The organism is ANME-2 cluster archaeon, from assembly GCA_014237145.1.
Lineage (GTDB): Archaea > Halobacteriota > Methanosarcinia > Methanosarcinales > Methanocomedenaceae > Methanocomedens_A.
The window spans coordinates 1-25840 of record JAAXOC010000086.1; the positions used below are offsets into that span (position 1 = coordinate 1).

General features: G+C 41.0%; 31 protein-coding genes. 5 read left to right on the forward strand and 26 right to left on the reverse strand.

Translation table 11 applies throughout. The features are described from left to right. Nucleotides 1-111 precede the first annotated feature (111 nt). The 22 genes from HF974_10810 to HF974_10915 form a co-directional block, all read right to left on the reverse strand. The gene (locus HF974_10810; protein MBC2698796.1) at nucleotides 112-807 is read right to left on the reverse strand and encodes a hypothetical protein; all 696 of its coding nucleotides are present in this window, start codon (nucleotides 805-807) and stop codon (nucleotides 112-114) included. Beyond that, nucleotides 771-1238, reverse strand: coding sequence for an IS1 family transposase (locus tag HF974_10815; GenBank protein ID MBC2698797.1), 468 nt, complete (start codon nucleotides 1236-1238; stop codon nucleotides 771-773). Before HF974_10815 ends, HF974_10810 begins: the two co-directional genes overlap by 37 nt. A 132-nt stretch (nucleotides 1239-1370) precedes the next feature. After that, nucleotides 1371-2660 carry a site-specific DNA-methyltransferase gene (locus tag HF974_10820; GenBank protein MBC2698798.1) on the reverse strand — a complete coding sequence of 430 codons (1290 nt, stop codon included), beginning with the start codon at nucleotides 2658-2660 and terminating at the stop codon, nucleotides 1371-1373. 372 nt (nucleotides 2661-3032) lie between these two features. Continuing rightward, nucleotides 3033-3191 (reverse strand): hypothetical protein, encoded by a 159-nt coding sequence (locus HF974_10825; protein MBC2698799.1) that lies wholly within the window; start codon nucleotides 3189-3191, stop codon nucleotides 3033-3035. Nucleotides 3192-3269: 78 nt separating this feature from the next. Next, nucleotides 3270-3410 (reverse strand): hypothetical protein, encoded by a 141-nt coding sequence (locus HF974_10830; GenBank protein MBC2698800.1) that lies wholly within the window; start codon nucleotides 3408-3410, stop codon nucleotides 3270-3272. 463 nt (nucleotides 3411-3873) lie between these two features. Continuing rightward, on the reverse strand, nucleotides 3874-4491 hold the full coding sequence (locus tag HF974_10835) for a V-type ATP synthase subunit D (GenBank protein ID MBC2698801.1): 618 nt from the start codon (nucleotides 4489-4491) through the stop codon (nucleotides 3874-3876). A 25-nt stretch (nucleotides 4492-4516) separates the two neighbouring features. Continuing rightward, entirely contained in the window at nucleotides 4517-5893 is a 1377-nt protein-coding gene (locus tag HF974_10840) for an ATP synthase subunit B (protein MBC2698802.1), read from the reverse strand. After that, on the reverse strand, nucleotides 5886-7667 hold the full coding sequence (locus HF974_10845; protein MBC2698803.1) for an ATP synthase subunit A: 1782 nt from the start codon (nucleotides 7665-7667) through the stop codon (nucleotides 5886-5888). Before HF974_10845 ends, HF974_10840 begins: the two co-directional genes overlap by 8 nt. After that, a complete protein-coding gene (locus HF974_10850; GenBank protein MBC2698804.1) occupies nucleotides 7658-7960 on the reverse strand; it encodes a V-type ATP synthase subunit F in 303 nt (100 codons plus the stop codon). The genes HF974_10845 and HF974_10850 overlap by 10 nt, the downstream gene beginning before the upstream one ends. A 1-nt stretch (nucleotide 7961) precedes the next feature. Further along, nucleotides 7962-8996, reverse strand: a complete 1035-nt coding sequence (locus HF974_10855; GenBank protein ID MBC2698805.1) for a V-type ATP synthase subunit C — start codon at nucleotides 8994-8996, stop codon at nucleotides 7962-7964. Nucleotides 8997-9005: 9 nt separating this feature from the next. Beyond that, nucleotides 9006-9557: a V-type ATP synthase subunit E gene (locus tag HF974_10860; GenBank protein MBC2698806.1), complete on the reverse strand. Its 552-nt coding sequence runs from the start codon at nucleotides 9555-9557 to the stop codon at nucleotides 9006-9008. A 30-nt stretch (nucleotides 9558-9587) separates the two neighbouring features. Further along, nucleotides 9588-9848 (reverse strand): V-type ATP synthase subunit K, encoded by a 261-nt coding sequence (locus HF974_10865; GenBank protein MBC2698807.1) that lies wholly within the window; start codon nucleotides 9846-9848, stop codon nucleotides 9588-9590. Next, on the reverse strand, nucleotides 9849-11807 hold the full coding sequence (locus HF974_10870) for a V-type ATP synthase subunit I (protein ID MBC2698808.1): 1959 nt from the start codon (nucleotides 11805-11807) through the stop codon (nucleotides 9849-9851). Continuing rightward, nucleotides 11800-12159 (reverse strand): ATP synthase archaeal subunit H, encoded by a 360-nt coding sequence (ahaH, locus tag HF974_10875; protein MBC2698809.1) that lies wholly within the window; start codon nucleotides 12157-12159, stop codon nucleotides 11800-11802. The genes HF974_10870 and ahaH overlap by 8 nt, the downstream gene beginning before the upstream one ends. A 232-nt stretch (nucleotides 12160-12391) precedes the next feature. Beyond that, entirely contained in the window at nucleotides 12392-12871 is a 480-nt protein-coding gene (locus HF974_10880) for a hypothetical protein (protein ID MBC2698810.1), read from the reverse strand. Between the two features lie 289 nt (nucleotides 12872-13160). Further along, nucleotides 13161-13328, reverse strand: coding sequence for a hypothetical protein (locus tag HF974_10885; GenBank protein MBC2698811.1), 168 nt, complete (start codon nucleotides 13326-13328; stop codon nucleotides 13161-13163). 6 nt (nucleotides 13329-13334) lie between these two features. After that, nucleotides 13335-13484, reverse strand: a complete 150-nt coding sequence (locus HF974_10890) for a roadblock/LC7 domain-containing protein (GenBank protein ID MBC2698812.1) — start codon at nucleotides 13482-13484, stop codon at nucleotides 13335-13337. Nucleotides 13485-14002: 518 nt separating this feature from the next. Next, on the reverse strand, nucleotides 14003-14233 hold the full coding sequence (locus tag HF974_10895; GenBank protein MBC2698813.1) for a hypothetical protein: 231 nt from the start codon (nucleotides 14231-14233) through the stop codon (nucleotides 14003-14005). A gap of 142 nt (nucleotides 14234-14375) precedes the next feature. Further along, nucleotides 14376-14543 carry a hypothetical protein gene (locus HF974_10900; GenBank protein MBC2698814.1) on the reverse strand — a complete coding sequence of 56 codons (168 nt, stop codon included), beginning with the start codon at nucleotides 14541-14543 and terminating at the stop codon, nucleotides 14376-14378. 132 nt (nucleotides 14544-14675) lie between these two features. Beyond that, the gene (locus HF974_10905) at nucleotides 14676-14813 is read right to left on the reverse strand and encodes a hypothetical protein (GenBank protein MBC2698815.1); all 138 of its coding nucleotides are present in this window, start codon (nucleotides 14811-14813) and stop codon (nucleotides 14676-14678) included. Nucleotides 14814-15000: 187 nt separating this feature from the next. Then, nucleotides 15001-15849, reverse strand: coding sequence for a proline dehydrogenase (locus HF974_10910; protein MBC2698816.1), 849 nt, complete (start codon nucleotides 15847-15849; stop codon nucleotides 15001-15003). A 391-nt stretch (nucleotides 15850-16240) separates the two neighbouring features. Continuing rightward, nucleotides 16241-17065 (reverse strand): TrmB family transcriptional regulator, encoded by an 825-nt coding sequence (locus HF974_10915; GenBank protein ID MBC2698817.1) that lies wholly within the window; start codon nucleotides 17063-17065, stop codon nucleotides 16241-16243. Nucleotides 17066-17188: 123 nt separating this feature from the next. Between HF974_10915 and HF974_10920 the strand changes: the two genes are divergently transcribed. Genes HF974_10920 through HF974_10935 form a run of 4 tightly spaced genes read left to right on the forward strand, consistent with a single transcriptional unit; the run spans nucleotide 17189 to nucleotide 20902 of the window. Beyond that, the gene (locus tag HF974_10920) at nucleotides 17189-18481 is read left to right on the forward strand and encodes a hypothetical protein (protein MBC2698818.1); all 1293 of its coding nucleotides are present in this window, start codon (nucleotides 17189-17191) and stop codon (nucleotides 18479-18481) included. Nucleotides 18482-18483: 2 nt separating this feature from the next. Then, nucleotides 18484-19683, forward strand: a complete 1200-nt coding sequence (locus HF974_10925) for an ABC transporter permease (GenBank protein ID MBC2698819.1) — start codon at nucleotides 18484-18486, stop codon at nucleotides 19681-19683. Between the two features lie 3 nt (nucleotides 19684-19686). Further along, on the forward strand, nucleotides 19687-20346 hold the full coding sequence (locus HF974_10930) for an ABC transporter ATP-binding protein (GenBank protein ID MBC2698820.1): 660 nt from the start codon (nucleotides 19687-19689) through the stop codon (nucleotides 20344-20346). Nucleotide 20347: 1 nt separating this feature from the next. Continuing rightward, nucleotides 20348-20902 (forward strand): class I SAM-dependent methyltransferase, encoded by a 555-nt coding sequence (locus tag HF974_10935; protein MBC2698821.1) that lies wholly within the window; start codon nucleotides 20348-20350, stop codon nucleotides 20900-20902. 15 nt (nucleotides 20903-20917) lie between these two features. Here HF974_10935 and HF974_10940 read toward each other — a convergent pair whose 3' ends face one another. Continuing rightward, complete coding sequence (locus HF974_10940; protein ID MBC2698822.1) at nucleotides 20918-21199, reverse strand: hypothetical protein; 282 nt, start codon at nucleotides 21197-21199, stop codon at nucleotides 20918-20920. 101 nt (nucleotides 21200-21300) lie between these two features. Between HF974_10940 and HF974_10945 the strand changes: the two genes are divergently transcribed. Further along, on the forward strand, nucleotides 21301-22683 hold the full coding sequence (locus tag HF974_10945) for an ATP-binding protein (GenBank protein MBC2698823.1): 1383 nt from the start codon (nucleotides 21301-21303) through the stop codon (nucleotides 22681-22683). A gap of 66 nt (nucleotides 22684-22749) precedes the next feature. Here HF974_10945 and HF974_10950 read toward each other — a convergent pair whose 3' ends face one another. From HF974_10950 to HF974_10960, 3 genes are all read right to left on the reverse strand, one after another. After that, nucleotides 22750-23598 (reverse strand): proline dehydrogenase, encoded by an 849-nt coding sequence (locus HF974_10950; GenBank protein MBC2698824.1) that lies wholly within the window; start codon nucleotides 23596-23598, stop codon nucleotides 22750-22752. A gap of 293 nt (nucleotides 23599-23891) precedes the next feature. Beyond that, nucleotides 23892-24548 (reverse strand): TfuA-related McrA-glycine thioamidation protein, encoded by a 657-nt coding sequence (locus HF974_10955; GenBank protein MBC2698825.1) that lies wholly within the window; start codon nucleotides 24546-24548, stop codon nucleotides 23892-23894. Continuing rightward, nucleotides 24545-25831: a YcaO-related McrA-glycine thioamidation protein gene (locus tag HF974_10960; protein ID MBC2698826.1), complete on the reverse strand. Its 1287-nt coding sequence runs from the start codon at nucleotides 25829-25831 to the stop codon at nucleotides 24545-24547. The genes HF974_10955 and HF974_10960 overlap by 4 nt, the downstream gene beginning before the upstream one ends. Nucleotides 25832-25840: the final 9 nt, after the last annotated feature.

Below are 25840 nucleotides of genomic sequence, written 5' to 3' on the forward strand. Positions count from 1 at the left end.
TCGGCATGTGTCCCCGAACCAGTGACAGATGCCAGGCTGCGGGAGTTGACTGGTTAATGTTCATACTTCTATGGAATATTAAATGATCATCGATTTTCGGGTATTGACCCGCTAATCTACTGAAGTTTTTGAATAAGGAAACGTCAAAAGTTCCTCCATTGACCAGATATGATCTGTTTTTCCAGCCGCCATCATCGGTGTTCTCTGGATATACTTTCGATTCGTAATATCTTCATCACCTTGATTGATTTTTAGTTTTAATCCAGAATGTGGCCTTACAAAATTAAAAAATGACTTATAATATATCATGTGCTTATTTAACCAGTAATCTTCCTTTGAAAATCCTATTGTTTTCCTTGCAAGACGTTCATTTTCTTGACGGAATGTCAAATTTTGTCGCTCAATGTGAGAAGTTGTGATATCAGATGGTGATATATTTTCCATATTCCCGAATATGATCTGCTTATGTACTTTAACGAGCTTTCCCCCTTTTCGTTCTTTTATTACCTGTGCATACCTTAGATTTGTTCTTGGTATCTTGTATGGTTTTTTAGGTCTTCCTCTCTTTCCAGTTTTAGGAGGCGTTACTGTCTCGTTATAGAGATCAAAAAGAGCCACCCTATACTGATTATTCCCATCACTTACAAATAAAGGCAACTCATTGTCTTTATCGAGACATGAATCGATTCCCTTGATTAATTCATCAGCTGACTCTTGCATCCTTGGGCCAACAACTATGCTAAGAAGCAATCGTGACTCTTTTGCAAAACCTACCCATATCCACCGTTCTTCCTTAGGGTCTGCCACTCCCGGAATTGGTTTTTTTTTACAAAAGTCCAAAGTTCGTCTAATTCAACTTTTGAGATTTCTAGATCCTTAAGAAAGATATCATTCACCTTTTCACTATGATTTGCGGCTCGGAGAAGCCAATCTCTGACTGTATCTAATTTCACATCCAATATATATGATATTTTTCTAAGAGGGATATCACTAAGAACCATTTTTAGTGCAAGAATAAATGTATCCTTTTTCGTCCTGAGGTCGTAAAAGACCGTCTCACTCCGGCTATTGAATGATTTCCCACATGTTCTACAGATAAATTTCCTGACTTTTTCATTTTGTGTTTCGTATGTTCCATTTCCAGCAATATTTCCCATGTCAGTCATTCCATAGTCAGGACACAAAACATTAGGGCAGGCAATATCAGTGAATTTTGATTTTGGACCACGTGTTCCCATATTAATCACTAATGATTATATTGTTTTGAAAGTACTTGAAACATCAGTAGATTAAGGGGTCAATATCCAATTTCTTTGGAATGCATAAATTTCATCATAATAAATGTGAATTGATATGAAATGTCTATTTTTTTATTCAAAATTATCTTCGTTTATCTCTAATTTTATTGGACTTACAATTTCAAACGTTTTATTATTTTGGATTAATTTATATATTTCTTCGTACTTATGTGTTGTTTTATTATACACATAAAGAGGATGTTTTTTTGACAAACAACGCTTTGTATAATAATATCTAAATTTTGCCTCGATTCCATACTTCGATAAGGGGGGATGTGAAATGATCTCATTTATATTTTCTTTTATGGATTTTTTGATAAGTTTCGATTCAGATTTTTTCATCATTTCAAAGAATATACTATAATTTACTTTGATGATCTTGTGTTTTACATCTGGCTCTTCATCTGCGATTTCAACACAAATTGTCTTTATCATATCTTTAAAGTCTGATTTAATGTTTTTGTGTAAAATTTTTGCAAATTTCAAAGCTCTCAAGTTCAAAATTGTTTCGGAAAAATTATCTTGTGCATATTTTCCACTTTTAACCAGTTGATATTTCTTTTGTCCAGATTCAAAAGTACATTGTAGATAGTTCTGGAACATATCGATATAGCTTTCATTTAATTCCAAACCAATAAATTTTCGATTCATGTAAGCTGCTTGAGCAAGTACAGACCCTGATCCCGCAAAAGGATCTAAAATAACATCACCTTCATCAGAAGTTAATTGTATCATTCTTCCAATCATATCGGTTGGTAGAGGGCAAAAATGTCGGATATATTTATTTCCCCAAAATCCTTGTGTTGGAATATCATAATTCCAAATTTCATCAGGAGCTTTTCCTTTAGGATTATATCGTTCAGGATATCTTATCCACCATTTTTTTAGAAACTTAGTATTATATTCACGCGCTTCATCTTTATAGTATTTATAGTTCTTATTTTTAATGAAAAAAAGAACGTATTCAAACTTATTTTTTGTTTGTCCTTTATGGCTCCATGGAACCGTTTTATCTTTATTCCAAATAATAATGTCATGCAGTTTCCATCCCACTTTTTTTATTGTATTTGAAAAATCAAATGGTAGCGGAACTACCTCCCCATTATTTTTAAATGTGTCAATGACAACCCACAAACATCCTGTGTCTTTTGTGACGTGATATATTTTTTCAAAAACTCTTTCCAAATCATCAAGATACTCCTCATAGGACTGACCAAAACCAATTTGTTCACTATATCCATAATCTTTCATATTAAAATAGGGTGGAGAAGTAATAGTTATATCGACAATATTTTTTTTGATTACTTCATCAATATTTCTGGCATCTTTATGATGCAGTTTGAATATGTTTTCTGTTGTCATTTGTTAGCCAACATTCATGATTTAAAACCATATATAGAATTTGTTGTTATCGCGCGTGTTCTTCTACTCTCCTGCTGCCCCCTCTCACCTTCCCTCTGCCAGGGTGCCCGTCCCGCTCTGCTCCGCCCGCCCTTCTGGTGTGGGGGCTGGCAGGCGCTTTTGTGATGCCTTGTGGATGCATGGGTATCCGGGGGTACGAAGTGGATGTTATGTGGTTAGCTGCCGGCAGCAGTTAAAATATATTATTTATGAAATACTGCGCCACAAATAACGCAAAGCCAACCCAACAGAATCCTTTGCGGTGAACCAAATAGTGAAAACCAGCCCCCCTCTCGCCTTCACTCCACCCTGGCGCCCTTGAAGATTCCCAGATCACCCCGCCAGCACATGATACACAACAGCCTCCATCAATTTCCCGCCCTCGGTCTGCGCCTGAACCAGCCCGGCCTCCAGTTCATCGCAAAGGGCCATGAGCTGGTCTACTTTAGCAATGATGCGTTTTTGTTCTTCTAATGATGGAATCGGTACCAAATCCTTGTTGATTTGTGTGAACTTTTAACCGCTAAGGAAGCGGATTGCGCTGAGCATTTTTAGCCTTCTCTGTGTATCTCAGCGAACTCTGCGGTTAGTATTGAACTGATTCCAGCCCCTCATCGCCTTCACTCTGCCCTGTTGCCCGTCCCGGTCTGCTTCATCCGCCCTTATGGTGAGGGAGCTGGCAGGCGCTTTACTGGTGCCTTGTGGATGCATGGGTATTCGGCGGTCCCGGGGTGCGAAGTGGATGTTATGTCGGTTAGCTGCCGACAGCTGTTAAAATATATTATATATGAAATACTGCACCGCCAAGAGCGCAAAGCCAGGGCAGTAAAATCCTTTGCGGTCTTTGCACCCTTTGCGGTGAGATACTAATGAACTCCAGCCCCCCTCCATTCTTCAGCTCTCCTGCCGCCCCCTCTCCCCTTCACTCCTGCCGGGTGCCCCTTACGGTCATTTTGGAATTTAGAAAAACACCTGCGCAATATAAGCTGTACATGCCTAATAAGAGCCTAATAAAATAGAACATAAGCCATTATGCTATACCCCAGCACCAGCATCATCAGTGAGATGATCCAAAAATAACGAAGAATATAAGCCTTTATTTCAGGCTCGTTCAACTTCTCAATCAACTTATCCGTTAACGACATCCTAACGCCTGATGTGTCGCACAGTATATCTATCCTTTGATGCGTTTGAGCCTGAAAGTGTTCTCCCTCTCCATCTCATCCAGCCTGAGCATAATAAAATCCCTAGCCTCAGTTAATTCAGGAATGACCTTAAACTCAAGTGCATTGACCCTGCGCTTGGTCTTCTCGATCTCATCCAGCAGTTTCTTTATAGTGGTCTCGATCTCGGCAGCCAGAATAATCTTTTCAACCAGCACCTCGTAGGCATCAACTGCTTCATCAATTCTACTGCTGGTGCCGATGATACCATATCCACGATCATTGATATGCTTCCTGACACTGCTTGACTCGATCTTGGGCACAACCACGCCCATTACGTTCTTGCTCTGGACTTCCAGGGACGGTGTGTCCTTAAAAGAAAAAGCAGTGGATTTGACTGTCACAGTACCTTCCACTGACTTGGCAATATTGACCTTTTCCATTGATATATCGAACTGAACGTCAAGCTCGGTCCTGATGCTCTTAGCTTTCTCCAGTATCTCAAAGAATTCCAGAATCAACCCATCACGTTTCATCTTGAGCAATTTATGTCCACCCTCAGAGAGCTTGATCTTCTTTTTCAGCTCGATAAGTTCTGAACGTGTGGGTTTAACATCCTGTATAGCCAAAGTCTAATCCTCCAAAGATCCAGCTCTATTTCTTATGGGCCGGATGGTATTTCTCTATGAACTTGTTATCGATCCTGGTCAGCATCGACTCCGGGAGTTCTGAAAGCATTTCCCACCCGATAGTGAGGGTGGTCTCGATATCCCTGTCCTCGTCCAGACCCTGCCTGACAAACCTGTCCTCGAACATATCAGCAAATTCCAGCAGTTTCTTATCCCTGTCTGACAGTGCATCCTTGCCCACAATGGCCACCAGGCCGCGCAGGTCCTTACCTTCAGCATAAGCCGCATACATCTGGTCAGATACTGCCTTATGATCGTCCCTGGTGTGACCTTCACCGATACCGCTGTTCATCAGCCTGCTCAATGACGGCAGCACATTGACAGGTGGATATATGCCCTTCATATGAAGTTCCCTCGAAATGACTATCTGGCCTTCGGTAATATAGCCGCTAAGGTCAGGAATCGGGTGAGTGATATCATCACCGGGCATGCTCAGGATACTGAACTGTGTTACTGATCCCTTCCTGCCCTTTACCACGCCTGCCCTTTCATACAAACTGGCAAGGTCAGTGTACATATAACCGGGATAGCCACGCCTGCCAGGTACTTCTTCCCTGGCTGCCCCCATCTGTCTGAGTGCTTCACAATAGTTAGTGATATCGGTCAGGATCACCAGTACATGCATATCATGTTCGTATGCCAGGTATTCGGCTGCTGTAAGTGCCATCCTCGGAGTGATCAACCTCTCCACAGCCGGATCGTTTGCCAGGTTAAGGAACACCACTGCCCGCTCTAGGGCACCTGTCCTCTCAAAATCTGCCATAAAATACTGGGCTTCCTCATTTGTGATACCCATTGCCGCAAAGACAATAGCAAAGTCCTCTTCACTGCCTGGCACTTTAGCCTGTCTTGCGATCTGCAGGGCAATCTCATTATGAGGCAGACCTGAACCTGAGAAAATAGGTAGTTTTTGTCCCCTTACCAGTGTATTTGTACCGTCAATAGTACTGATACCTGTCTGGATGAAATCCTCAGGAGGTAACCGGGAATAAGGATTAATGGCTGCACCGTTGATGTCCAGCCTGTCCTCGGGAATGATACGTGGTCCGCCGTCCAGAGGGTCGCCACTTCCTGAAAGTATCCTGCCTAACATATCAGAGGACACGGCCAGTTTAATGGTCTCCCCCGTGAACCTGACACCGCTTTCCCTGTTCAGGCCACCTGTACCCTCGAAAACCTGCACGACAACTTTGTCGTGTGAAGTATCCAGTACCTGTCCCCTCTTTGTAGAACCGTCGGGCAGGTTGATATTTACCAGTTCACCATAACTTACAGGTTCGGTCTTTTCCAGGAAAATAAGCGGTCCTGAGATCTCTGTGATGGTCTTGTATTCCTTAGTCAATTTGCTCAGCCTCCTCTGCAGTTGCTGTGGCGGCATAGTCTTCGCTCTTAAGGGAATCGAACTCATCTTCCATCTTGTCTATGACCTTTTTAAGCGCACCTTCGAAATCGTCATCAAACCTTACCTTTCCAAGTTCATCCTTGGATTCCAGTTTGACAATGTCCTGCATCGTAACACCGGAATCAAGTGCCACATTTGCCTTATCTGCAAATTTCTGGATAGTATCAAGGAGCTTGTACTGCCTGTCCATGGGACAAAAGGTATCAACGGGGTGGAAAGCATTCTGCTGCAGGAATATCTCCCTGATCATCCTTGTGATCTCCAGAGTCAATTGCTGGTCAGGAGGCAATGCATCCGAACCAACCAGTTGTACGATCTCCTGTAATTCTGCTTCCTGCTGGAGCAAGTCCATGGCATTATCCCTTAGTTTGACCCATTCAGGGGATACATTATCATTATACCAGTCAGCCAGTCCCTTAGTGTAGAGACTATAACTGCTCAGCCAGTTAATAGACGGGAAATGCCTCCTCTGGGCCAGCTTTGCGTCAAGTGCCCAGAACACCTTGACAATACGCAGCGTATTCTGCGTGACCGGTTCTGAGAAGTCACCACCCGGTGGTGAAACTGCACCGATGATAGTAATGGAACCTTCAAGCTCTGCAAGTGACTTCACCCTGCCTGCCCGTTCGTAGAACTCACTCAACCGGGCTGACAGGTATGCAGGATACCCTTCCTCTCCAGGCATTTCTTCCAGCCTGGATGAGATCTCCCGCATGGCTTCGGCCCACCTGCTGGTACTGTCAGCCATCAGTGATACATCGTATCCCATGTCCCTGTAATATTCGGCAATAGTGATGCCGGTATATACACTGGCTTCCCTGGCTGCCACAGGCATATTACTGGTATTGGCGATAAGCACGGTCCGCTCCATCAGGGGACGGCCGGTCTTTGGGTCTTCCAGTTCAGGGAACTCGGTGAGCACATCAGCCATCTCGTTACCTCTTTCACCACAGCCGATATATACCACGATCTCGGTATCGCTCCATTTTGCAAGCTGCTGCTGGGTGACGGTCTTGCCGCTACCGAATGGACCCGGGATAGCTGCTGTACCGCCTTTGGCCACAGGGAACATTCCATCGAGAATTCGCTGACCCGTGATAAGCGGGGTATTCGGCGTTAATTTCTTGCTTACCGGCCTGGGCATCCTGACAGGCCATTTCTGCATCATCTGAAGCTCGGTACCGTCGGTCAAAGTGCAAATCGTATCAACCACTTTAAACTTTCCGTCCTTGATCTCATCAATAGTACCTGACACATTGGGCGGGACCATTATACGTTGTTCCACATTAATGGTCTCCTGAACGGTCCCGATCACATCGCCGCCGGAAACCGCATCTCCTGCTTTGGCAGTTGATTTAAATTCCCAGAGTTTTTCCTGATCCAGGCCATCTGCCATAACTCCCCTCTCGATAAAGTCCCCCATCTTTTCCCTAAGAAGGGGCAAAGGACGCTGTATCCCATCATATATACTCTCAAGAAGGCCAGGTCCAAGTTGAACGGAAAGTGGCATACCCGTGTTCTCTACAGGTTCTCCGGGCCTGATTCCTGCCGTCTCCTCATAGACCTGCACAATGGACCGATCCCCCTCAATTCCGATAACCTCTCCCATCAGACGTTCATGTCCTATTTTGACCACATCATACATCCGGGTATTGATGCCCTGGATTGTGACCACTGGTCCTGATATCCTATAAATCTCTCCTTTCATTTCCACAGATCAACACCTACTGCTTGTTTTATTTTATCTCTTAAATTTGAACTTTCACCTGCACCGCCCAGTGCAATTGTCGTGGGCGTAACCAGTTCATCCAGCATATTCTGGAAATTCTCAGGCAAACTGGCCAGATCATCGTTGTGGATAACTAATACTCCTATTTCCCTGTCGTTAAGTACATTCTGAATAATAGGTATAAGATCATCCTTTCCGTTTGTTTCATGGATATTTCTTATACCGGCAAGTCTGAAGCCAAGAGTAAATTCACTGCTTCCAATTACTGCTATCTCCATATCACATCACCAGGTGTTTCTTTATGATATCATCAGACAATGCAGATTCTTTGCCTCTGGCTATCGTTCTAAGATTGTTTATTTCATTATTCTTTCTGACTATATAATCAAAAATAGGTAAAATTGATAGTGGATAATAGTGCGATACTTTTGATGAATATTTCATTGCATATTTATCCAGTTCTGCTTCCACGTCCATAAGGGAGGGCATATCTTCACTGATCACTTCTGAAAGTGAAGACCAATATGAATAATCTTCCTGGCTTTTAATGAAATCCGGCCATGAGAGAGAGACCAGACGACGTAGATCTCCATCTTTCAGTTCAGCTCCGCCAGGTATTAACAGTTCCATTATCTCATCCCTGGGAAGGTCTGCCTTTTTAGTCCTGAAAAGAGTCTTAAGGTTTTTAAGGTCAATTTCGGTCCTGATGAATTTCAGGCTTAACTTTTCACCCTTGGATTTGTCCATTGAAGAAAGTATTCTGGAATAATATAACTTATCCAGATTGTTCTCGACAGTTGACAGCATTCCGCCCTGGTAATCGGAAATGACAGAATGATATGGGGTATTTTCAAGAGCAACCTTAATATCATCAATTGATTCCATACTGGCAATGGAGTTAAGTTGACGATATCCCAGTTGTCCTGCTGCCACCACGGCCTCCTGTATCTCTTCAAGAGGAGCTCCGTAATATTTTCCCCTGAGTATGGTCTTGATATTCCAAATATCCCAGTACCTCAGGTATTCTGTGATCAAATAGTGTGGTTCATCCTGGGAAATACGTAACAATTTCCTGTATGTCCTGGCAAGATTCTGATTGAGGGCATGCTCTAAAAGGTCTATGCCGCTGTATTTCTGTGCAAGCTCATCCACATCCTGTTTATATTCTGACTCACCGATAAAACGTGTGATCTCAGGAAGGTCCATGTTCATCATCTTTGGATAAACTTCCTTCTGGATCAGCTTGCTCTTCATAGCCCTGACCCGGGCCGTAATGTATGCATACTTTTTACTGCCCCGGCGATTAAAGAACATCTTAATACCTCATCCAAATAGTATGTCTGATACAGGTTTTAGTGTTTGTTCAGACACATCGTCCAGAATTCCGTCGAAAGTGTAGTCCAGTCGTACTGAACCGTCATCATTCTCGATGATCAGGCCGCCAATACAGTCAATCTCACCCATAAAGGTAAGGTCTGTCAATTCCTTGACCAGCTTTGTATCCCTTGTGTTGGAATATATCCTGGCGCCTTCACTTCCATGCTCATCAAGAATTGCTTTCAACATAGATGCATTCTTGTCTGGTGGCAATGATGAGATAGCTTCTCTGGCCGACTGATAAACACTGTCCAAGACATCCTTTTTAGCATTGAGTGCAGCTCTCTTGCTCTCAAGTTTCGCACTGGATTTTTCCTGTTTGAGCCTTCTCTGGATATTTGCCTCAACTTCGGTCTTGCTGTCAGCTAAAATCTTTTCAGCTTCATTTTTTGCTTTGTCGATTATTGCTGCAGCTTCATCCTGTGCCTCAGCTTCAATAGCGGCTACTTCTGTTTTTGCCTGTTCCAGGATATCATTTACAACATTTTCAAGTCCCATGTCCAATCTCCCGCTGACGGGTAAATAGTCTTACAGGAAGAGCAACAATATGGCAACAACCAGTCCAAAGATAACAATAGTCTCCGGGATAACGGTCAGGATAAGACCCTTTCCGAACAGCTCTTCTCGTTCTGCCATTGCACCGACAGCGGCTGCGCCGATATCCTTTTCTGCAATACCTGAAGCAATGCCGGACAGTCCTACTGCCAGGCCTGCGCCGATTGCTATAAGTCCTTTTTGATTCGCAAGAATCTGTTCTACGGTTGCATCTGCTATACTAATATCTACCATTTATTTTACCTCTGTATATTTTCGATTATATCCGAATGGATTAAATTTACGACCACCGCCATGGTAGAATTTTGTAAAGAATTCTACATACTGCAACCTTAATGCATGCAGTCCCGGTGCTACTACACCAAGCACGGTGTTAACAGTGTGTCCTATCAGGAGCACAATAATTCCAAGTATTATGAAAATTCCCCCTTCTGGAAAGAGCAAATTTGTCACAATATAATTTATTGCATATGCAATACCTACAGAAGACAGACCCACGGCGGCCAACCTTGTATATGACAGTGTGTTACTGAGAATTGAAGGCAGTTCAAGAATGGCTGACCCGCCTTCACCTGCAATGAGCATCACCACACCTATCAATGATATGACTAATCCGCCGGTCTTACCAACAACAGGAATATATCCCAGGGCTGCAAGAGCAAATATGGCGATTCCCAGTTGTAGTACCATCCAGCTTATCTTTTCCAGCACCGCAGTCTTTAGACCATGTGAGACAGCTTCGTTCCTGAAACCAAGAATGAATCCCAGATTCAGGTGCACAACACCGATAAGTGCTGATATTATCAAAAGTATGGGTATATCTTTCTCACCAAGTCTATTAAGGATGGGCAGGGCATGGAAGTTATAGAATATCCCCCCAAGGGCACTGTGTTCACCAAAAAGTACTGCCACAATGCTATGGTGCCCAAACACATGGAAACCGAATATTTCTGCGAACAGTATACCGAATATTGTTGTAGTGATACTGCAATAGACAAGCAGCGTTGCCAGTGGTCTCATACCGCCGGTCTTTATCTTTGCCCTGCCTACCATTCCAAGTGTAAAGAGTACCAGACCATATCCAATATCTCCAAGCATGAGACCGTAGAATAATGGGAATGTGAAGAAAATAATAACTGATGGGTCGATCTCCTTATAGAGTGGTCTGGAATATAAGTCCATAATCGTTTCAAGAGGCTTGACCAGTCCGGGATTATCATATTCAACCGGAATTGTACTGGATTCGATCTCTTCTTTTTCCACATCCAGTTTGGAAATCATTACACTGCCATTGAAATTTTTCTCAAGGGTATCTTCCACCTGATGGAACTTGTCATCAGCTATCCAGCAATCAATAATAAAAGTACTCTCAGATGTTGCAAAACGCAATGGTGCTTCTGCTTTTTCTGTAGTGATCGATAATACCTCATCTGAAGCAAGGATGAAATCCATATATTTACCTTTAAGATCTGCAATTTCATCTTCAAGTGAAGTTAGTTCAAGTTGTATGTCTTCTTTCCTGTTTTTCATTCCGTTCATCATCTTTCCGGGATTGCCTTTTAATTCAGGTACATGGATATCATTAAAGTAATATTTTTCAAGAATGTCAGTGACTTGCTGCTGGTACTCAACAGGCATAAATAAGGCAATAACATTTTTTTTGTTATAGGGTGATGAGAACAGTTCATAATTTGTTGTAATACTCCTGATCTCTTGTTCAATTCCGGATATTTCACCCTGGATATAACCTATGATGGCATTGATTGAACTATAACCCTTATAATACTCAAGGTCCAGCGGAAGTAAAGACAGAGGTTCCAGCACGAAAATGGAATCGTCTATATTCTTTAGTTCAGTCCCAAGTACATTTTTCCGATCTAATAATTCGTTGACAATTGAATCCAGCTTTTCTAATTTTGCATCAAGTTCATTTAAAATTGCATCTTCATTTTGAAGCTTATCGGAATGTGTCGGTTTTATACCTAGAAAATTTGTAAGTGATCGTAGCTTGACCAATTTATTAGAGGCTTGTGAAGCCACTTCACCGGGTTTGCCAATAGTAAGAAATGAATCGTCTTCAGTGAAATCTTCTACATGGATACACTGTATTGAATGCAAGATGTCCACAGTCGGATGCAATAATTTCTTATTGCCAATAATTACTGCTTTTGAAACCTTTTTGGCTTTAAGCATGTATGCTCCTCTCAAATTGTTCCACAAGATATTCTGTGGCTTTTGCTACATTGCTATTTGCCTTTGATTTTATTGATTCTGCAACAACGACTCCTTCTTTTAGCATTTTTTCTTTTTCTGATTTTATTTTCTCTTTTGCGTGGGAAATTTTTGTATCAGCAATTGCCGCACTCTCGTTCTTAACCTCATTGATCAATTCCCTTGACCGATTCTTTGCTTCGAGAATTTTTTTAGCTTTAGCTTCATTTGCCTCAGATATCATTGTCCTTGTATCTTCTTCGGCTTTCTTGATCTGAGATAAAATATCGGCCTTTGTCATATTATTTTCACCATTATGAAGGATTTTATTCATTCACTGATATATATTTTAGAATTACCCTTAATATTATTATTTACCAAGGATGAGCTTCGTTATTTCTGCTATATAACAATACATAAATTCCTGTTTTTTTGAAGTAATACATCACCTGGGATAAGTAAGTCTGAAATTCAACTCTCTTTCATTAAACATATAGTAGATAAATTATTCGGTTTTACAGTATTATTCCAATAGCAGGTGGCCAATCTATCATGGATATAGATGATTATTTTTTATTGCTCCGATCAATCTCGTCTACTATAGTATCAGCAATCTCATTACATGTTGTATGCCCAGGACCATCCGCCAGATGTATCTTCAATGTTAGAATACCGTCTGCAAGTTCACTCCTGATCAGGAATGTATCGCCTCTGGTGGCGATGCGGCTGTATTTTGTATTCAGGTACGAATAAAGTATCCTAAACCTGAAATCAATAGTGCCATTCTTATCAATGTTCAACAATATATTTTTCTGGTTTTGATTGGTCAATGGTACAAAATCTACATTTGCATCAGCGATATCAATGGCAATATTTCGTTTTGTTTTCAAGGTTTCCCCTTTATTTCCCATCAATTTGAATGACCCGGATTTCTTATTCATCCCTGCAAATGTTTCTACAAGATATGGAAGGTTGGCCCAAAAACTGTACTTTTGGGTAAAATCAACATTATGAAGGGGAAAATGATGATATTTTCTTTTTCTCATGTCCAAACCAAATCACCAAAGTCTATTAAATCAAATTACATGATAAAATCATCGCAATGGATTTTACCGGAAAGTTAAATGTGTAGTATAAATCCTGAGACTCGGGGTTTTGAGGGGAACAAAAATTTAAATGATATGAAAACGCATGCAGTATAGTTGAATGAGAATTTGTAGTTAAGAAATTTGTAGTATATATATCAAAGAATATCACCTATATCTATATCGAAATGCATTAATATTTTCCTATACGTCCAATAATGCCAGAGATTATTTGTTTTATTGTTGAGTCCTACATTAATTTCTTGATCTTGGCCGCTGTTTTCTCAACTTCAACCAAAATAAGGCCAAGACCTGCATCCGGTTTTGCCATGATGACAAGTAAGGCTTTAGGATCGGCTCCCATGCAGATCAGTTTTCCGGTTTGCGATTCAACAATTATCCTGCTGGGCAATCCCATATATAGTTATGTAGTAGCTGTTTCTGCAGCTCCCAGCATAGTCGCAGACATGGCAGCAAAGGTTTCACCCATTATGCCATCAGGCATATCAGAACTCATTAGAAGCCCATCACGGCTGACAATGGCGCATGCTTCAATGCCACCAATATTTTTCAAATCAGTTATAAATTCATGCAATATGTTCGTAGTGGTTGTCATTTATTAACTCTTGCGTCTTTTCCCGTTTTAATCAGTATACTCTTTTGTTAAGGATTTTTTTGAGTAATAATGTATAAACGTTTTCTTTTTAATAGTATAATAATCTATAAGATAATGTACTAAAGTAAATCCCTGGTGTCAATCTGAGGTTGGAAAATGATTCAACTTCAACCCTAAAATTTCATATTTTCGGCTTCAATCGTCCATATTGAAATTATTACCCCTAACCATAATATTATGAATTTGGCCAAAAATTCGATATTGGACTGGATCACTTAGATGGAATAAAAACCAATACTGGAGAGTTAAAAGCTACTCTTGGGGATATGAATAGTACATTAAGCAGCATTGATAATACAGTTGGATCATTTATAGTGGAGTCGAGAGGACACAACCAGTGGATGAAAGAACACAACCAGCGCCTTGAGAACATCCTTGTAAAACTGGCTGAAAGATAGTCGTATAACCTTAACGCCTCAGTGGTACTGTTCTAAAATCCAATATAAGTGGTGTGTGTAGGTATTACCACACACAAAAACCACAGTTCCCGGTTCAATGGGTGTTATTCCATCACTATCAAATGTGTTTAGTTCATCAAGATTCCAGGCACCTTTGACGTAATAATAACCATTTACTGAAACATTGTGACATACAAGATTGTCAGGTTCTTTTGTATTTGGATAAGTAATTTTATGTTCATGCCTCATTTGTCGAAATGTGACATGAAAACAGTATATGCGCTTAAACTCATGCATAGACATGATGCTCTGGATTTAAGAGTTAGCGAAATATAGGTTAGTTTACTCACGGGAAAAAGCTAAACACACCACTTCCACCTCAATTCTCACCTCACCTCACCTCAAACTCATCCAAACAGACCCGTTCAGCCTGTGTCTCTTTTTCAACAGAGACCACAAAATAAAAACAATCGAACCACTGTATCTGCTGGTCCCCAAGGTTCAGCTTGACCCCATTGACCGAAGAGTTGACATCATATTCCATAGAATAGATAAACACACGGCGATCCCCATCAACCCCATAGACACCTACATCCCAGCTTGCCCCCTCATATTCGCCTGGAAATGTAAGGTCAATATAGGCCCAGTTCTCAGAACTGTTGATGTACTGTGAGCCGTTGAACCACGAATTCTACTTTTTGTTACTATCATCTATATTATTTTGCTGTACATTGCCCAGGTACAGCAGCACCATCGGACCGCCAACCATTAGCATCAGGCCGGCAATAGCTACAATAATAATCAGAATGAACCTGTTTTTATCATCCATTGGTGTTCAATATATAGATGACCATATCACCTAATTACTCTTTCCTGCAGTACGCAAAATATGACTTTGTGTACTCGGTGACCTCTGGTGTCAACGGCGGTGTGATGCTGGTGTAGGGGACCACTATCAATAACGGTGTGAAAATAGCTATCAAAATATAACATCAATCATCTGCAAACCCACTACTTCAATCCCCCTTAATAACACAAACCAATGCAGTCTTAATGTCCCGCTTCTGCTCATTGAGCCTCCGCAGGAAATAACCCAGCCAGCCCTTGCCATAGGGTATATAACCACAGACCTTATACCCCTCCCCTGCCAGTTCCTCTTTTCGTTTGTCATGTGCCCCCATCAGCATCTGGAACTCGAAATTCCGGGGGTGTTCCTTGTTCAGTTGTATGGCCAGTTCAATAAGTTCATCATCATGGGTTGCCACTGCAATAAGTTCAAGTCCCCCCTCCCTGAACAACATCTCCAACGGGTCTGCATAGACTTTTCTAATATCTTCATGCCTTTTAATGGCTATATCAGCCGGTTCGTTATATGCACCTTTACACAAACGTATCTTAGCGCCCATTGCCGAGAGTTCTTTCAGGTCTTCCGGTGTCCTGAACAGGTATACCTGGATGGCAATCCCAAGGTTTTTATTTTCCTTGTAGAGATGTTTGTAGATATCAATGATCTGCTGGGTATGTGTACTACCTTCCATATCCATCCATACAAAAATGCCGAGGTCGGCTGCCTTCTTTACCAGAGGCTTTATCGTCCCGGTGCACGTTGGCACATCTTTCATGAGACCCAGCTGGGTAGGTTTGATAGATATGGCGCTGTCTATTTTTTCCTGTTTGATGCCGTTAAGCAGCCGGTTATATTCTTTAGCCGAAGCTTCAATTTCTGCGATATCCTCATTATGTTCTCCCACATGGTTGATGATACCGCTAATTCCCCGACTGTTTGCGGATTTTGCCCTTTCAACAGCATCTTCAAGGTATTCGCCGGCAACCCAGCGTTTTGCCAAGTGTATCAGGATTCCCATATTATCTCCCATACTAAAATATTTATTATAACTTGTTAAACTTTGTGGTTGTATTTACTCGAAGGCGTATAATTTCTAACTGATTTACATCCGTCCCAAGCTGCCAGTAATAATTGCCATACTTATTTTTCGATTTAAAGCCCTAATTTAGCTCCTTTTTCTTGGAATTTTAAATTGATGGATAGCTTATGGATGTCATCGAGGTTAATGAATATTATATGGCTTGTAACTGGATTATGGAACTGTGCCATAAATGCAAAACAGAAACTTACATGAAATTCTTCGAATAACATGCACAAAAAGATGAAAGAACCCAAGGGTACTTTCATGCTAAATAATGAAAAGTCTCAGATATTGGACACGATCGATATACTATTAAAAATTATAAACGCTATACCTCCACCAACTTTGCTTCTTCCCACATTTCATTGAATTTTTCTTCTATTCTTCTGGCTAACTTTTCATCCCATATTTTTGTCATAGCCAGGGTATTACTCGGGTCAGTGGGGTCGTCAACCTGTAGAACCACCTTCTCAGAGTCAATGATCGTAAAATATGTTGTTGAAATATTATTTGTTGTTCTTAGATAAATATTCTGTAATGCTTCTTTGGGGCCATTCAATTTCCTAAAAATATCCTTAAAAATATTCATCATTTCTTCAGATGCCAATACTCTTATTTTTATACCCCGCAGTGAAGCCTTGATAACTTTATCCATGATAAAAGGCATGTTTTTCAAAAATTGAACTTTATAAGTATGCTGATATTCATGATAGATACAAATGCATATCTCTTTTTTCGCTTCTTCGAAATTAGCACTTACCAGTTCTACTACTTCGCTGCCTACAGCCGTTGTCCAGAATATCTTTTCTTCCGGCTGTTTGACATTGATCTTATTGATCTTATCAAGCACCTGCATAATCAGATCTCTTGTTTTTTGCAGATCTTTTTCCATATCTTCCTTTTTCATTTTAAGAATATGATCAAATGCTACCTTTGCTGATCTTGCTTTATATTTCTTCGGCCTGGTATTTTGAACCTCGATCAGTCCCTTACTGATAAGTATGTTCAATGTCTCATAGATCTTTCCAAAAGGAATCTTTGCTTCTTTATATATTGTGCTTGCTTCTGCAATTCCATGTGTCAGGATATTCAAATATGCGTCTGTTTCATATTTAGTTAATCCAAGTTCCCGTAGTGATCTTCGTAGTTCCATTTACAACAACCCGCATGTGGTAATTAAGAGTGTAAATCATATATATTGTTAGCCCAATCTTAATACAACTGTATAGTTGTTTTAAGAACTATATAAAATGTACGAATATAATGAGGAATGAAAATGAAAATTAAACAGATGAAAATCCTGGCCAAATTGACCACTTTAGTATTAATTCTAACATTAATATTAATAGTTCCTTGCGTCACTGCAAGAGGTTATGATGCTCCGTCAAATGCTAATCTGCAGATATTAACTGCAGAAATTAATCCACAGCCTGCCAGACCAGGCGAGGATATGTTTGTAAAGATCAATATTGAGAATTATGCAAAAGACCCTGCGTTGGATGTCGTAATAGAATTAGAAGAAATCTTTCCATTTCATTTAAAATACAGTTGCAGTGAGCATAGTGTATCAAAACACCATACAAATACTACCTTAACAATACCAAAAATCTCTGCATTTGGCAGTTATGAAGCTTTGTATTTTTTTACTGTTGATCCAATGGCACGATCAGGAGAATATGAACTTACTTTCAAAATGGCAAGTATGCAGGGGAAGACAATCGGATCAATTAAGAATGTCAGGATTAATATTGAGGGAAATCCTGATCTGGTATTGAATAATTCATCCATATCCCCCCAGGTAATAACGCCCGGTGATGAATTTATATTTAGCACAGATCTTACCAGTGTAGGCACAGGCAATTCCAAAAATATAAGAGTAAGTTTAGAATTAGATCAACTTCCTCAAATCATTCCATTAGATGACAGCAGCAGGTTCATTCAGAAATTGGATGCACAGGAATCAGAAACAGTAACATTTCGATTAAAGGTTGCCAGCGATTCTGAGCCAACTTCATATAATATTCCAATAATAATAACCGGCACTGATGAGACACAGAATCATAGTGTAACCTCAACTGAAGTTATTGGCCTTGATGTTCAGGGAAAAGCTAAACTGACAATTGCCAATATTAAAACAGATCCGCTGCTTGGTTCGGTCAATGAAGAGATGACTCTTACCATCAGGATTGAAAATGCGGGGGAAGGGGATGCAAAATCAGTTAAAATAGCTATAGTGGATCTCCCATTCCCAGGAATAAAAGAAGCTTTTCTTGGAAAAGTAGAAGCTGATGATGACAGCCCGGCAGTGTTTACTGTAATACCTGATAAAGGCGGTGAATTCACGTACTCTCTTGTTATCACTTATGAAGATGATTTTGGAGAACATACCAGTGTAGAAGAATTAAACCTCATGGTAAACAGTAAAAACGGGAGTATAATAAATAATATTGTCCTGATCTCTCTTTTTAGTCTGATCGGTATTGGATTATTTTACTTCAAGAAGGAAGATGGTACGAAAAAAGAACAGATTAGGAATTTACTCAAACTGAAAAATGAAAAAGAGGAATGAAAATGTTTAATAATCTCAAAGTTTCCTTTTTTTTAGCATGTAAGTCTATTCAAAGAGGAAATAAAGGAACATCTGTCCTGACAGTTTTGATCATATCACTGATATTTGTAAACCTTATATTCTTTCCTTCGATCGTTGATGGTGTAGAGGAAACATTAATTCGGCAATCGATAGAACATGTTTGTGGTAATGTAGTCATCGAACCAAAAGATGATCAACGCTATATAGATAATGCAGATAGTATTGAAAAAAAAATAAATAAGTTGCCGGGAGTGGTCGGAACATCATCACGTTACATGACAGGTGCTACCTTCTTCTATAACAATAAATTAAAAAGTGGGTCAGTTCATTCGATCGATCCATCTGATGAAGAAGTTGTAACTAAATTCCATTCAGGATTGATAGCCGGTGAATACCTAGGGAAAGAGAATACCAATGAGATTCTATTAGGAATTGATATAACCGGTAAAGAAGGTGAATTGACTGGTGATTCTGATCTCGGTGGTGTACAAGTAGGTGATAAAATTGATGTGACTTTTAGCAACGGAGTCATAAGAAAGTATAGGGTTAAAGGTATTTTTGATATTAGTTCTATAAATATCAATAGATATGCTTTTATCACCGAAAAAGAGATGGAATCTGTACTGGGAGTTGAAAACCAGGCATCAGAGATCCTTGTTAAACTCTCCCAGAGGGAAACTGAAGAAGAGTACAGGACTAAAATCGTAGAACTTGGCATAAGTGAGGATATCAAAACCTGGGAAGAAAAGACTGCTGGAAAAATAGGGAATCTTGTGAACAGTTTTTCTCTCCTCACGGTTATTTCAACTGTTATCAGTCTTATTATGGCTGTGGTTGTAATATTTATAATCATTTATATCAATACAGTCAATAAGAAAAGGCAAATAGGCATCTTAAAAGCTATAGGAATCGAACAGAATGTGATAATAAATTCATATGTGATCCAGGTATTGTTCTACTGCTTTTGCGGTATTGCTGTAGGATTGCTCTTGTTCTGGATTATAGCATCTTATTTGAGTGTGAATCCTATACGCTTCCCCCTGGGTTATGTTGAACCTATGGTAGAACAGATACTTATACTTCAGAACATCATCAGTCTGATTGTTTTTTCATTGATCGCCGGATTTATTCCAGCATGGAGAACAGCAAATGAGAACATCTTAAAAGCAATCTGGGGTTAAAAAATGATAACTATAACCAATTTAACACGGACCTATGTCATGGGAACAGTCCATGTACATGCTTTAAAAGGTATTTCCTTAAAGATCAAAAAAGGAGAGTTTATTTCAATAATGGGTGCAAGCGGCAGCGGAAAATCCACATTGCTGCATCAGTTAGGTCTGCTGGATATACCAACGCAAGGCGAGATCCTTATTGATGGGACAGATGTTTCGAAACTGTCAGAAAAAGAAAGGTCATTGTTCAGATTAACTCAACTGGGATATGTTTTTCAGGAGTATGCGATAATAAGTGAATTGACTGCTCTTGAAAATGTATATCTGCCTATGTTGATGATGGGAAGAAAGAAACAAGACTGTATCAACGCTGGTATTGATATTCTAAACAAGGTCGGTCTTGGAGATAGACTTGACCACCTCCAGCATGAACTATCCGGGGGACAGCAGCAGCGGGTAGCCATTGCAAGGGCTCTCGTTAATAAACCGAAAATACTCTTTGCAGATGAACCGTGTGCAAATCTGGATAGTGAATCTTCAAGACAGGTACTTGAATTATTTAAAAAATTGAATAAGGAATTAGAGCAGACCATAGTAATGGTCACTCATGAGGACTGGCATATGGAATATACTGATCGGGTTATTCATTTGAAGGATGGTTTGATTTAATATGAACGATAAGCAAAAGTATGTATGCCCTGTTGAAAGAGCTAATGGCCTTGATAATATTTTTAGAAAACTGGTCCAGAATCCAAAGAAGATATTAAAAGACTATGTCAAAGAAGGCATGACTGTCTTGGATGTAGGATGCGGTCCGGGATTTTTTTCAGTAGAGATGGCTGATATGGTCGGTGAATCAGGTAACGTAATCGCTGCAGATCTGCAACAAGGAATGCTTGAGAAAGTAGAGAAAAAGATTAAAGGAACCTATATTGAAAATAGAATTAAACTGCATAAATGTGAAAAGGATAGAATAGGCATTACAACAAAGGTTGATCATATCCTGGCTGTATATATGGTTCATGAGGTCCCTGATATGGATAAGTTCCTGTCTGAAATGCACTCAATATTAAAACCCGGTGGATATTTTTACATCATAGAGCCGCCTTTTCATGTATCAAAAAAGGCATTTGAAGAAACTGTGAACAGAGCATGTGCCATAGGATTTAAAGAAATTAAAAGACCAGGAATGATCTTAAACAAGACTGTGGTTTTGGGAAAATGAATATTCAAACCATTTCTACAATCCTGCCAGTTCTTTAATCTTTTCAATAACCAGCAAGGCATCTTCACGCTTAACATCCACTTCATTATGTACCAGGTAGTCAATTACACTATCTCGCTCATTTGCAGGAATAAGGCCCTGGTCCACACTCTTCCTTACTATAGCCGCATAGGTCCTGTCAGGATAGTACATGGAGCGGGCAATCCCAAGCAGCGCATCACCCAGGGCCTGGTCCATCGGTCCCAGGGATATCCATGATTCGGTGACCGACGGCATCAGTGCCGATGACAGTAACAAGGAAAAACCGGTACAAATTCCAATTATCACTAAGTTATTGTGATTAACAATTATTGTGATTAACAATAACTATTAAATACAAAGTAACTATATGCTTATACATGCAATTTTACGATCGTAAAGATGAGATCAAGAGGCTCAGAACATTGACATCGCTTGACAAGAGCACAATGATTGTGATATACGGCAGGCGTCGTGTTGGTAAAACACGGCTTGTACAGCATGTTTTTGGAAAAGACTCGTTTTACTTTTTTGTAGCAGAAAAAGAAGAACGGCTGATCCTTGCTGATTTCAGGACTATATTGATGGAGCGCCGTGACTATGTTCCAAACTTTACAGATTTCGATGATTTTTTTAGTTTTTTGTTTACGCTATCAGACAAAGAGATTTTCATTTTTGATGAATTCCAGAACTTTAAAAAAATCAACACCAGCGTTTTTTCTATCATCCAGAAATATTGGGATAAATACAAAGATGAACGAAAATATTCATTTTTATTCCTTGGTTCTTACACCGGTCTTATGAAACATCTATTCAAAGAATATAAAACACCACTATTCGGACGCTCGGATGCACTGTTCAATCTAAAACCCCTGCAGTATGATGTTTGTAAAGATATACTGGTGTATCTGGAAATCAGCACCTTTGTTGAAATATATTCCATATTCGGTGGAGTTCCAAAATACTACGAATTATTAGAGAATGTAACTGACAGAACGCTATTGAACATTATCTCAGAACAATTCCTGGACATTGGTGCCCCCCTTCTTGACGAGGGTACAAATATATTGATCAGTGAATTCGGAACTCAATACAGGATATATTTTTCAATTTTGGAGGTAATTGCCAGCGGAGCAAGCACTTTGAATGACATAGCAAACCGTACCGGTATCAAAAATACCAGTCTTGGACCTTACATGTCCGATCTAATTAATGAATATGAAATCCTGGTGCGCAAAGTTCCAGTGAATGAAAAAACATCCAGATCCAAAAAGGGCAGGTATTTTATCAAGGACAATTTTTTCAAATTCTGGTTTCGCTTCATTCATAAGAACCGCGGATTTATTGAGAGTGGCAGACCAGGGTATGTTCTTTCAAAGATCGAATCAGAACTTGATCAGTACATCGGGTCGGTTTTTGAAAACATTTGTGTTGAGTTCCTGTACAGATCAAATGATGAACAAAAACTTCCATTTGTATTCCAAAATATTGGTTCATGGTGGAACCGCAAAGGTGATGAGATTGATATCGTTGCTTTAAACGATGATACAAAAGATATTCTCATAGGGGAATGGAAATGGAACAATCGCAAGATTGATGTGGATATTTTAACAAAGCTCAAAGACAAAAAGAATTTAATCAAATGGAACCTTAATGCACGTACAGAGCATTACTGCCTGTTCTCAAAAAGCGGTTTTTCAAAACGTTTACGCGATGCTGCAGAGGATGAGGATATTTTACTTTTTGCACTGGATGACTTATGAAATTGCAGGGGAAATAGATGCGATACAGACCTGTTATTAACATCAGTCATCTGCAAACCCACTGCTTCAATCCCCCTTAATAACACAAACCACTGCAGTCTTAATATCCCTCTTCTGCTCATTGAGCCCGTGCAGGAAATAACCCAGCCAGGCCTTCCCGTAGGGTATATAACCACAGACCTTATACCCCTCCCGGGCCAGTTCCTCTTTTTGTTTGTCATGTGTCCCCATCAGCATCTGTAACTCAAAATTCCGGGGGTATTCCTTGTTCAATTGCCTGGCCAGTTCGATAATTTCATCATCATGGGTGGCCACTGCAATAAGTTCAAGTCCCCTCTTGGCAAACAGCATCTCTAACAGGTATGCATAGGCTTTTCTAATATCCTCATGCTTTTTAATGGCTATATCAGCAGGTTCATTATATGCACCTTTACACAAACGTATCTTGGCGCCCATTGCCGAGAGTTCTTCCAGGTCTTTTGGTGTCCTGAACAGGTATGTCTGTATGGCAATTCCCAGGTTCTTATTTTCCTTGTAGAGATGTTTATAGATATCAATGATCTGCTGGGTATGGGTGCTTCCTTCCATATCCATCCATACAAAAATGCCAAAGTCAGCTGCTTTCTTTACCAAAGGCTCTATCGTCCTGGTGCACGTGGGCACATCTTTCATAAGACCCAGTTGGGTAGGGTTGATAGATATTGCGCTGTCTATTTTTTCCTGTTTGATGCCGTCCAGCAGCCGGTTATATTCTTCAGCTGAAGCTTCTATCTTTGCGATATCCTCATTATGTTCTCCCACATGGTTGATGATACCGCTAATTCCCCGATTGTTTATGAATTTTGCCCTCTCGACAGCATCTTCAAGGTATTCGCCGGCAACCCAGCGTTTTGCCAGGTGTATCAGGATTCCCATATTATCTCCCATACTTAATTAATTATCATGACTTATTAAACTTAGTGGTTGGATTTACTCAAATGCGTATAATATCTAACTGATTTACACCCATCTTAAGGTATCTCGCTGTATATTGGGTCAATGACGGTAGCCCGAATAAGACCGTTAATGAAGTTTAAAAAGCAGTTTCTGTAAAATGCCAGGTGGTGTTCTCCCGATAAGTAGTTCAGAATAAGGTGCATGTATGTCGGCCTGAATAGTTGAACAATTTCATTATCCTATAGTGACATCGTAAAGTACCCGAACCCGTTTTACAACCCAGCCAGTTCTTTTATCTTTTCAATAACCAACAAGGCATCTTCACGCTTAACATCCACTTCATTGTGAATCAAGTAATCAATGACAGTATCCTGCTCATTTTCAGGAATAAGGCCCTGTCCCACACTGTTCCTTACCATAGCCGCATAGGTCCTGTCAGGATAATACATCGACTTAGCCGCCTCAAGCAGCATATCGCTCTGGTGCTGGTCGATAATTCCTTCTTCCACAGCAAATCCAAGGGTTGTCCTCATATTGACCAGCGGGACCGACAGCGGTTCAAGCGTCTCCGGATGGAACGTGACAGCCACCTCGTCATCTGATTCCACAACCCCGTCGCGGTACCACTCATATATCCGCCCCACCCCTATAATGCCGTAAGTATCAAGTTCAGATGCCCTCAGTGCCCCCATGCTGCAGCCACCGACCACGGTAACCCCTGCCTTTATTGCACGGATTATCTCCCTGTGGGCCACTGCTGCCCTGTCAAAAAATATGCCGTCAATGATGCCTATGATGTCAGGACCCCCTTTATCCACCAGGATATTGATATCATTTCTTTTTACAGGCGGCCGGTAGTCAGCATCAAGCAACGACCCTGCTTCCTCCCAGCTAAGGCTGGTTCCGGTAAAGACCACAATCTCTGTCATGTCACCGGCCGTGGTTTGAAGGTTCGTTTGGTCCTGGTCCTGGGTTTTCGTCCGATCTTCATGCGCTTACCCTTGCGCTCCCGGTCAAGCGTATACTGTTCAAAGGTTGGCAGGACTGCCCTTACCACTGGCAGGTTCAATGAAGTGCTGGAAATATCCACTATGACCGCATAAGGAATTATGCCGCGCAGCATATCTACAGTTGCCCGGATATCCTTAGCAGGGGTATTGGCGGATTTATCCTCAAGGTCGGACAAGGTAACTTTCTCAGCAGAATCAATATACCAGTAGCGGTTCAACCGTTTCATGGCATCGTACCCGAAGGTGCGGACCACAGATTCCCTGTCAGTATCCTCCCTGGCACCGTGTATCTGCACTACCCTGCTCTGTGCGGCTTCGGTCAGGGCCCTCGACACCGCAATTTCAGGTATAAGGTGTGACCCCGCACCCATGACCAGCAGGGCAGGATCTTTCAGGACCGGGTCATCCAGGGCGCAAACAACTGTGTACAGGCCGATATCGTGGGTCAGCAGCCATACTTTTGCTATGACACCTGCAGCTTCGAATTTTTTCAACAGGCCGTAGACGACACCATCATCCGGTGTAAGTATGATCTCACGGCCAGGGTTCTTATTGTACTCGGCAATGCTAAGGGCATCCCGCTCGATCACCTCAAGCAGGCCGTGAAGTATGGTCTCTTCCATAGTATTCCCTGCTGCCAGGCCGTTGGTATTGCTGCGGAACAACTGGTGTCCCCCGTTTTTTGGGTTATAGGGATGGTATACGGCATTCGACGGTACAAGGATGTTCTCCTCTGTCAGCAGGTCATAGCCCACCATCCATTCCAGCCTGGTGTTCTTAATAACAGGCTCTGCTGTCAGCAGGTCAAGAGGATTGATGGTGTTAACCTTTTGTGAGAGATTTTCAAAAGAATCGGCAATTTTGGGCTTGATATCTTCTTCATCCAGGTCTTTGCCCAGGTCTTTGCTTATACTTGGCTGTTCTGCACAGCAGCGCTCCACACTTTCCATGATGGCTGATATCCTGGCCTGGGTATCATCGGCACCTTTGCCGCTGTAAATGGAAACGGCACCCTCGGCCGCACTGGGCCGGATGGCAGAAAATACTGGAATTCCTATGCGGTCAAGGTCAGTGATATCAGCGATCCTGGTAACTCCCACCTTATCCAGTATGCCTGTGATATTTTCCAGGGTTTCCTCAGGACCACATACCCTCTTGGTGCCCTCTTTATACTTTACAGCCGGGTCGATCTCAATGTTCATATTTAATCC

Excerpts from the sequence above, each read along its gene's own strand:
- HF974_10855 (MBC2698805.1), bottom strand. The coding sequence starts at position 8,996 with ATGTTCTTTAATCGCCGGGGCAGTAAAAAGTATGCATACATTACGGCC.
- HF974_10935 (MBC2698821.1), top strand. The coding sequence starts at position 20,348 with ATGAACGATAAGCAAAAGTATGTATGCCCTGTTGAAAGAGCTAATGGC.
- HF974_10960 (MBC2698826.1), bottom strand. The coding sequence starts at position 25,831 with ATGAACATTGAGATCGACCCGGCTGTAAAGTATAAAGAGGGCACCAAG.
- HF974_10820 (MBC2698798.1), bottom strand. The coding sequence starts at position 2,660 with ATGACAACAGAAAACATATTCAAACTGCATCATAAAGATGCCAGAAAT.
- HF974_10910 (MBC2698816.1), bottom strand. The coding sequence starts at position 15,849 with ATGGGAATCCTGATACACTTGGCAAAACGCTGGGTTGCCGGCGAATAC.
- HF974_10860 (MBC2698806.1), bottom strand. The coding sequence starts at position 9,557 with ATGGGACTTGAAAATGTTGTAAATGATATCCTGGAACAGGCAAAAACA.
- HF974_10865 (MBC2698807.1), bottom strand. The coding sequence starts at position 9,848 with ATGGTAGATATTAGTATAGCAGATGCAACCGTAGAACAGATTCTTGCG.
- HF974_10950 (MBC2698824.1), bottom strand. The coding sequence starts at position 23,598 with ATGGGAATCCTGATACACCTGGCAAAACGCTGGGTTGCCGGCGAATAC.
- HF974_10920 (MBC2698818.1), top strand. The coding sequence starts at position 17,189 with ATGAAAATTAAACAGATGAAAATCCTGGCCAAATTGACCACTTTAGTA.
- HF974_10930 (MBC2698820.1), top strand. The coding sequence starts at position 19,687 with ATGATAACTATAACCAATTTAACACGGACCTATGTCATGGGAACAGTC.
- HF974_10870 (MBC2698808.1), bottom strand. The coding sequence starts at position 11,807 with ATGCTTAAAGCCAAAAAGGTTTCAAAAGCAGTAATTATTGGCAATAAG.
- HF974_10880 (MBC2698810.1), bottom strand. The coding sequence starts at position 12,871 with ATGAGAAAAAGAAAATATCATCATTTTCCCCTTCATAATGTTGATTTT.
- HF974_10915 (MBC2698817.1), bottom strand. The coding sequence starts at position 17,065 with ATGGAACTACGAAGATCACTACGGGAACTTGGATTAACTAAATATGAA.
- HF974_10830 (MBC2698800.1), bottom strand. The coding sequence starts at position 3,410 with ATGCATCCACAAGGCACCAGTAAAGCGCCTGCCAGCTCCCTCACCATA.
- HF974_10895 (MBC2698813.1), bottom strand. The coding sequence starts at position 14,233 with ATGAGGCATGAACATAAAATTACTTATCCAAATACAAAAGAACCTGAC.
- HF974_10955 (MBC2698825.1), bottom strand. The coding sequence starts at position 24,548 with ATGACAGAGATTGTGGTCTTTACCGGAACCAGCCTTAGCTGGGAGGAA.
- HF974_10925 (MBC2698819.1), top strand. The coding sequence starts at position 18,484 with ATGTTTAATAATCTCAAAGTTTCCTTTTTTTTAGCATGTAAGTCTATT.
- HF974_10905 (MBC2698815.1), bottom strand. The coding sequence starts at position 14,813 with ATGGATGATAAAAACAGGTTCATTCTGATTATTATTGTAGCTATTGCC.
- HF974_10815 (MBC2698797.1), bottom strand. The coding sequence starts at position 1,238 with ATGGGAACACGTGGTCCAAAATCAAAATTCACTGATATTGCCTGCCCT.
- ahaH (MBC2698809.1), bottom strand. The coding sequence starts at position 12,159 with ATGAATAAAATCCTTCATAATGGTGAAAATAATATGACAAAGGCCGAT.
- HF974_10850 (MBC2698804.1), bottom strand. The coding sequence starts at position 7,960 with ATGGAGATAGCAGTAATTGGAAGCAGTGAATTTACTCTTGGCTTCAGA.
- HF974_10885 (MBC2698811.1), bottom strand. The coding sequence starts at position 13,328 with ATGGGATTGCCCAGCAGGATAATTGTTGAATCGCAAACCGGAAAACTG.
- HF974_10945 (MBC2698823.1), top strand. The coding sequence starts at position 21,301 with ATGCAATTTTACGATCGTAAAGATGAGATCAAGAGGCTCAGAACATTG.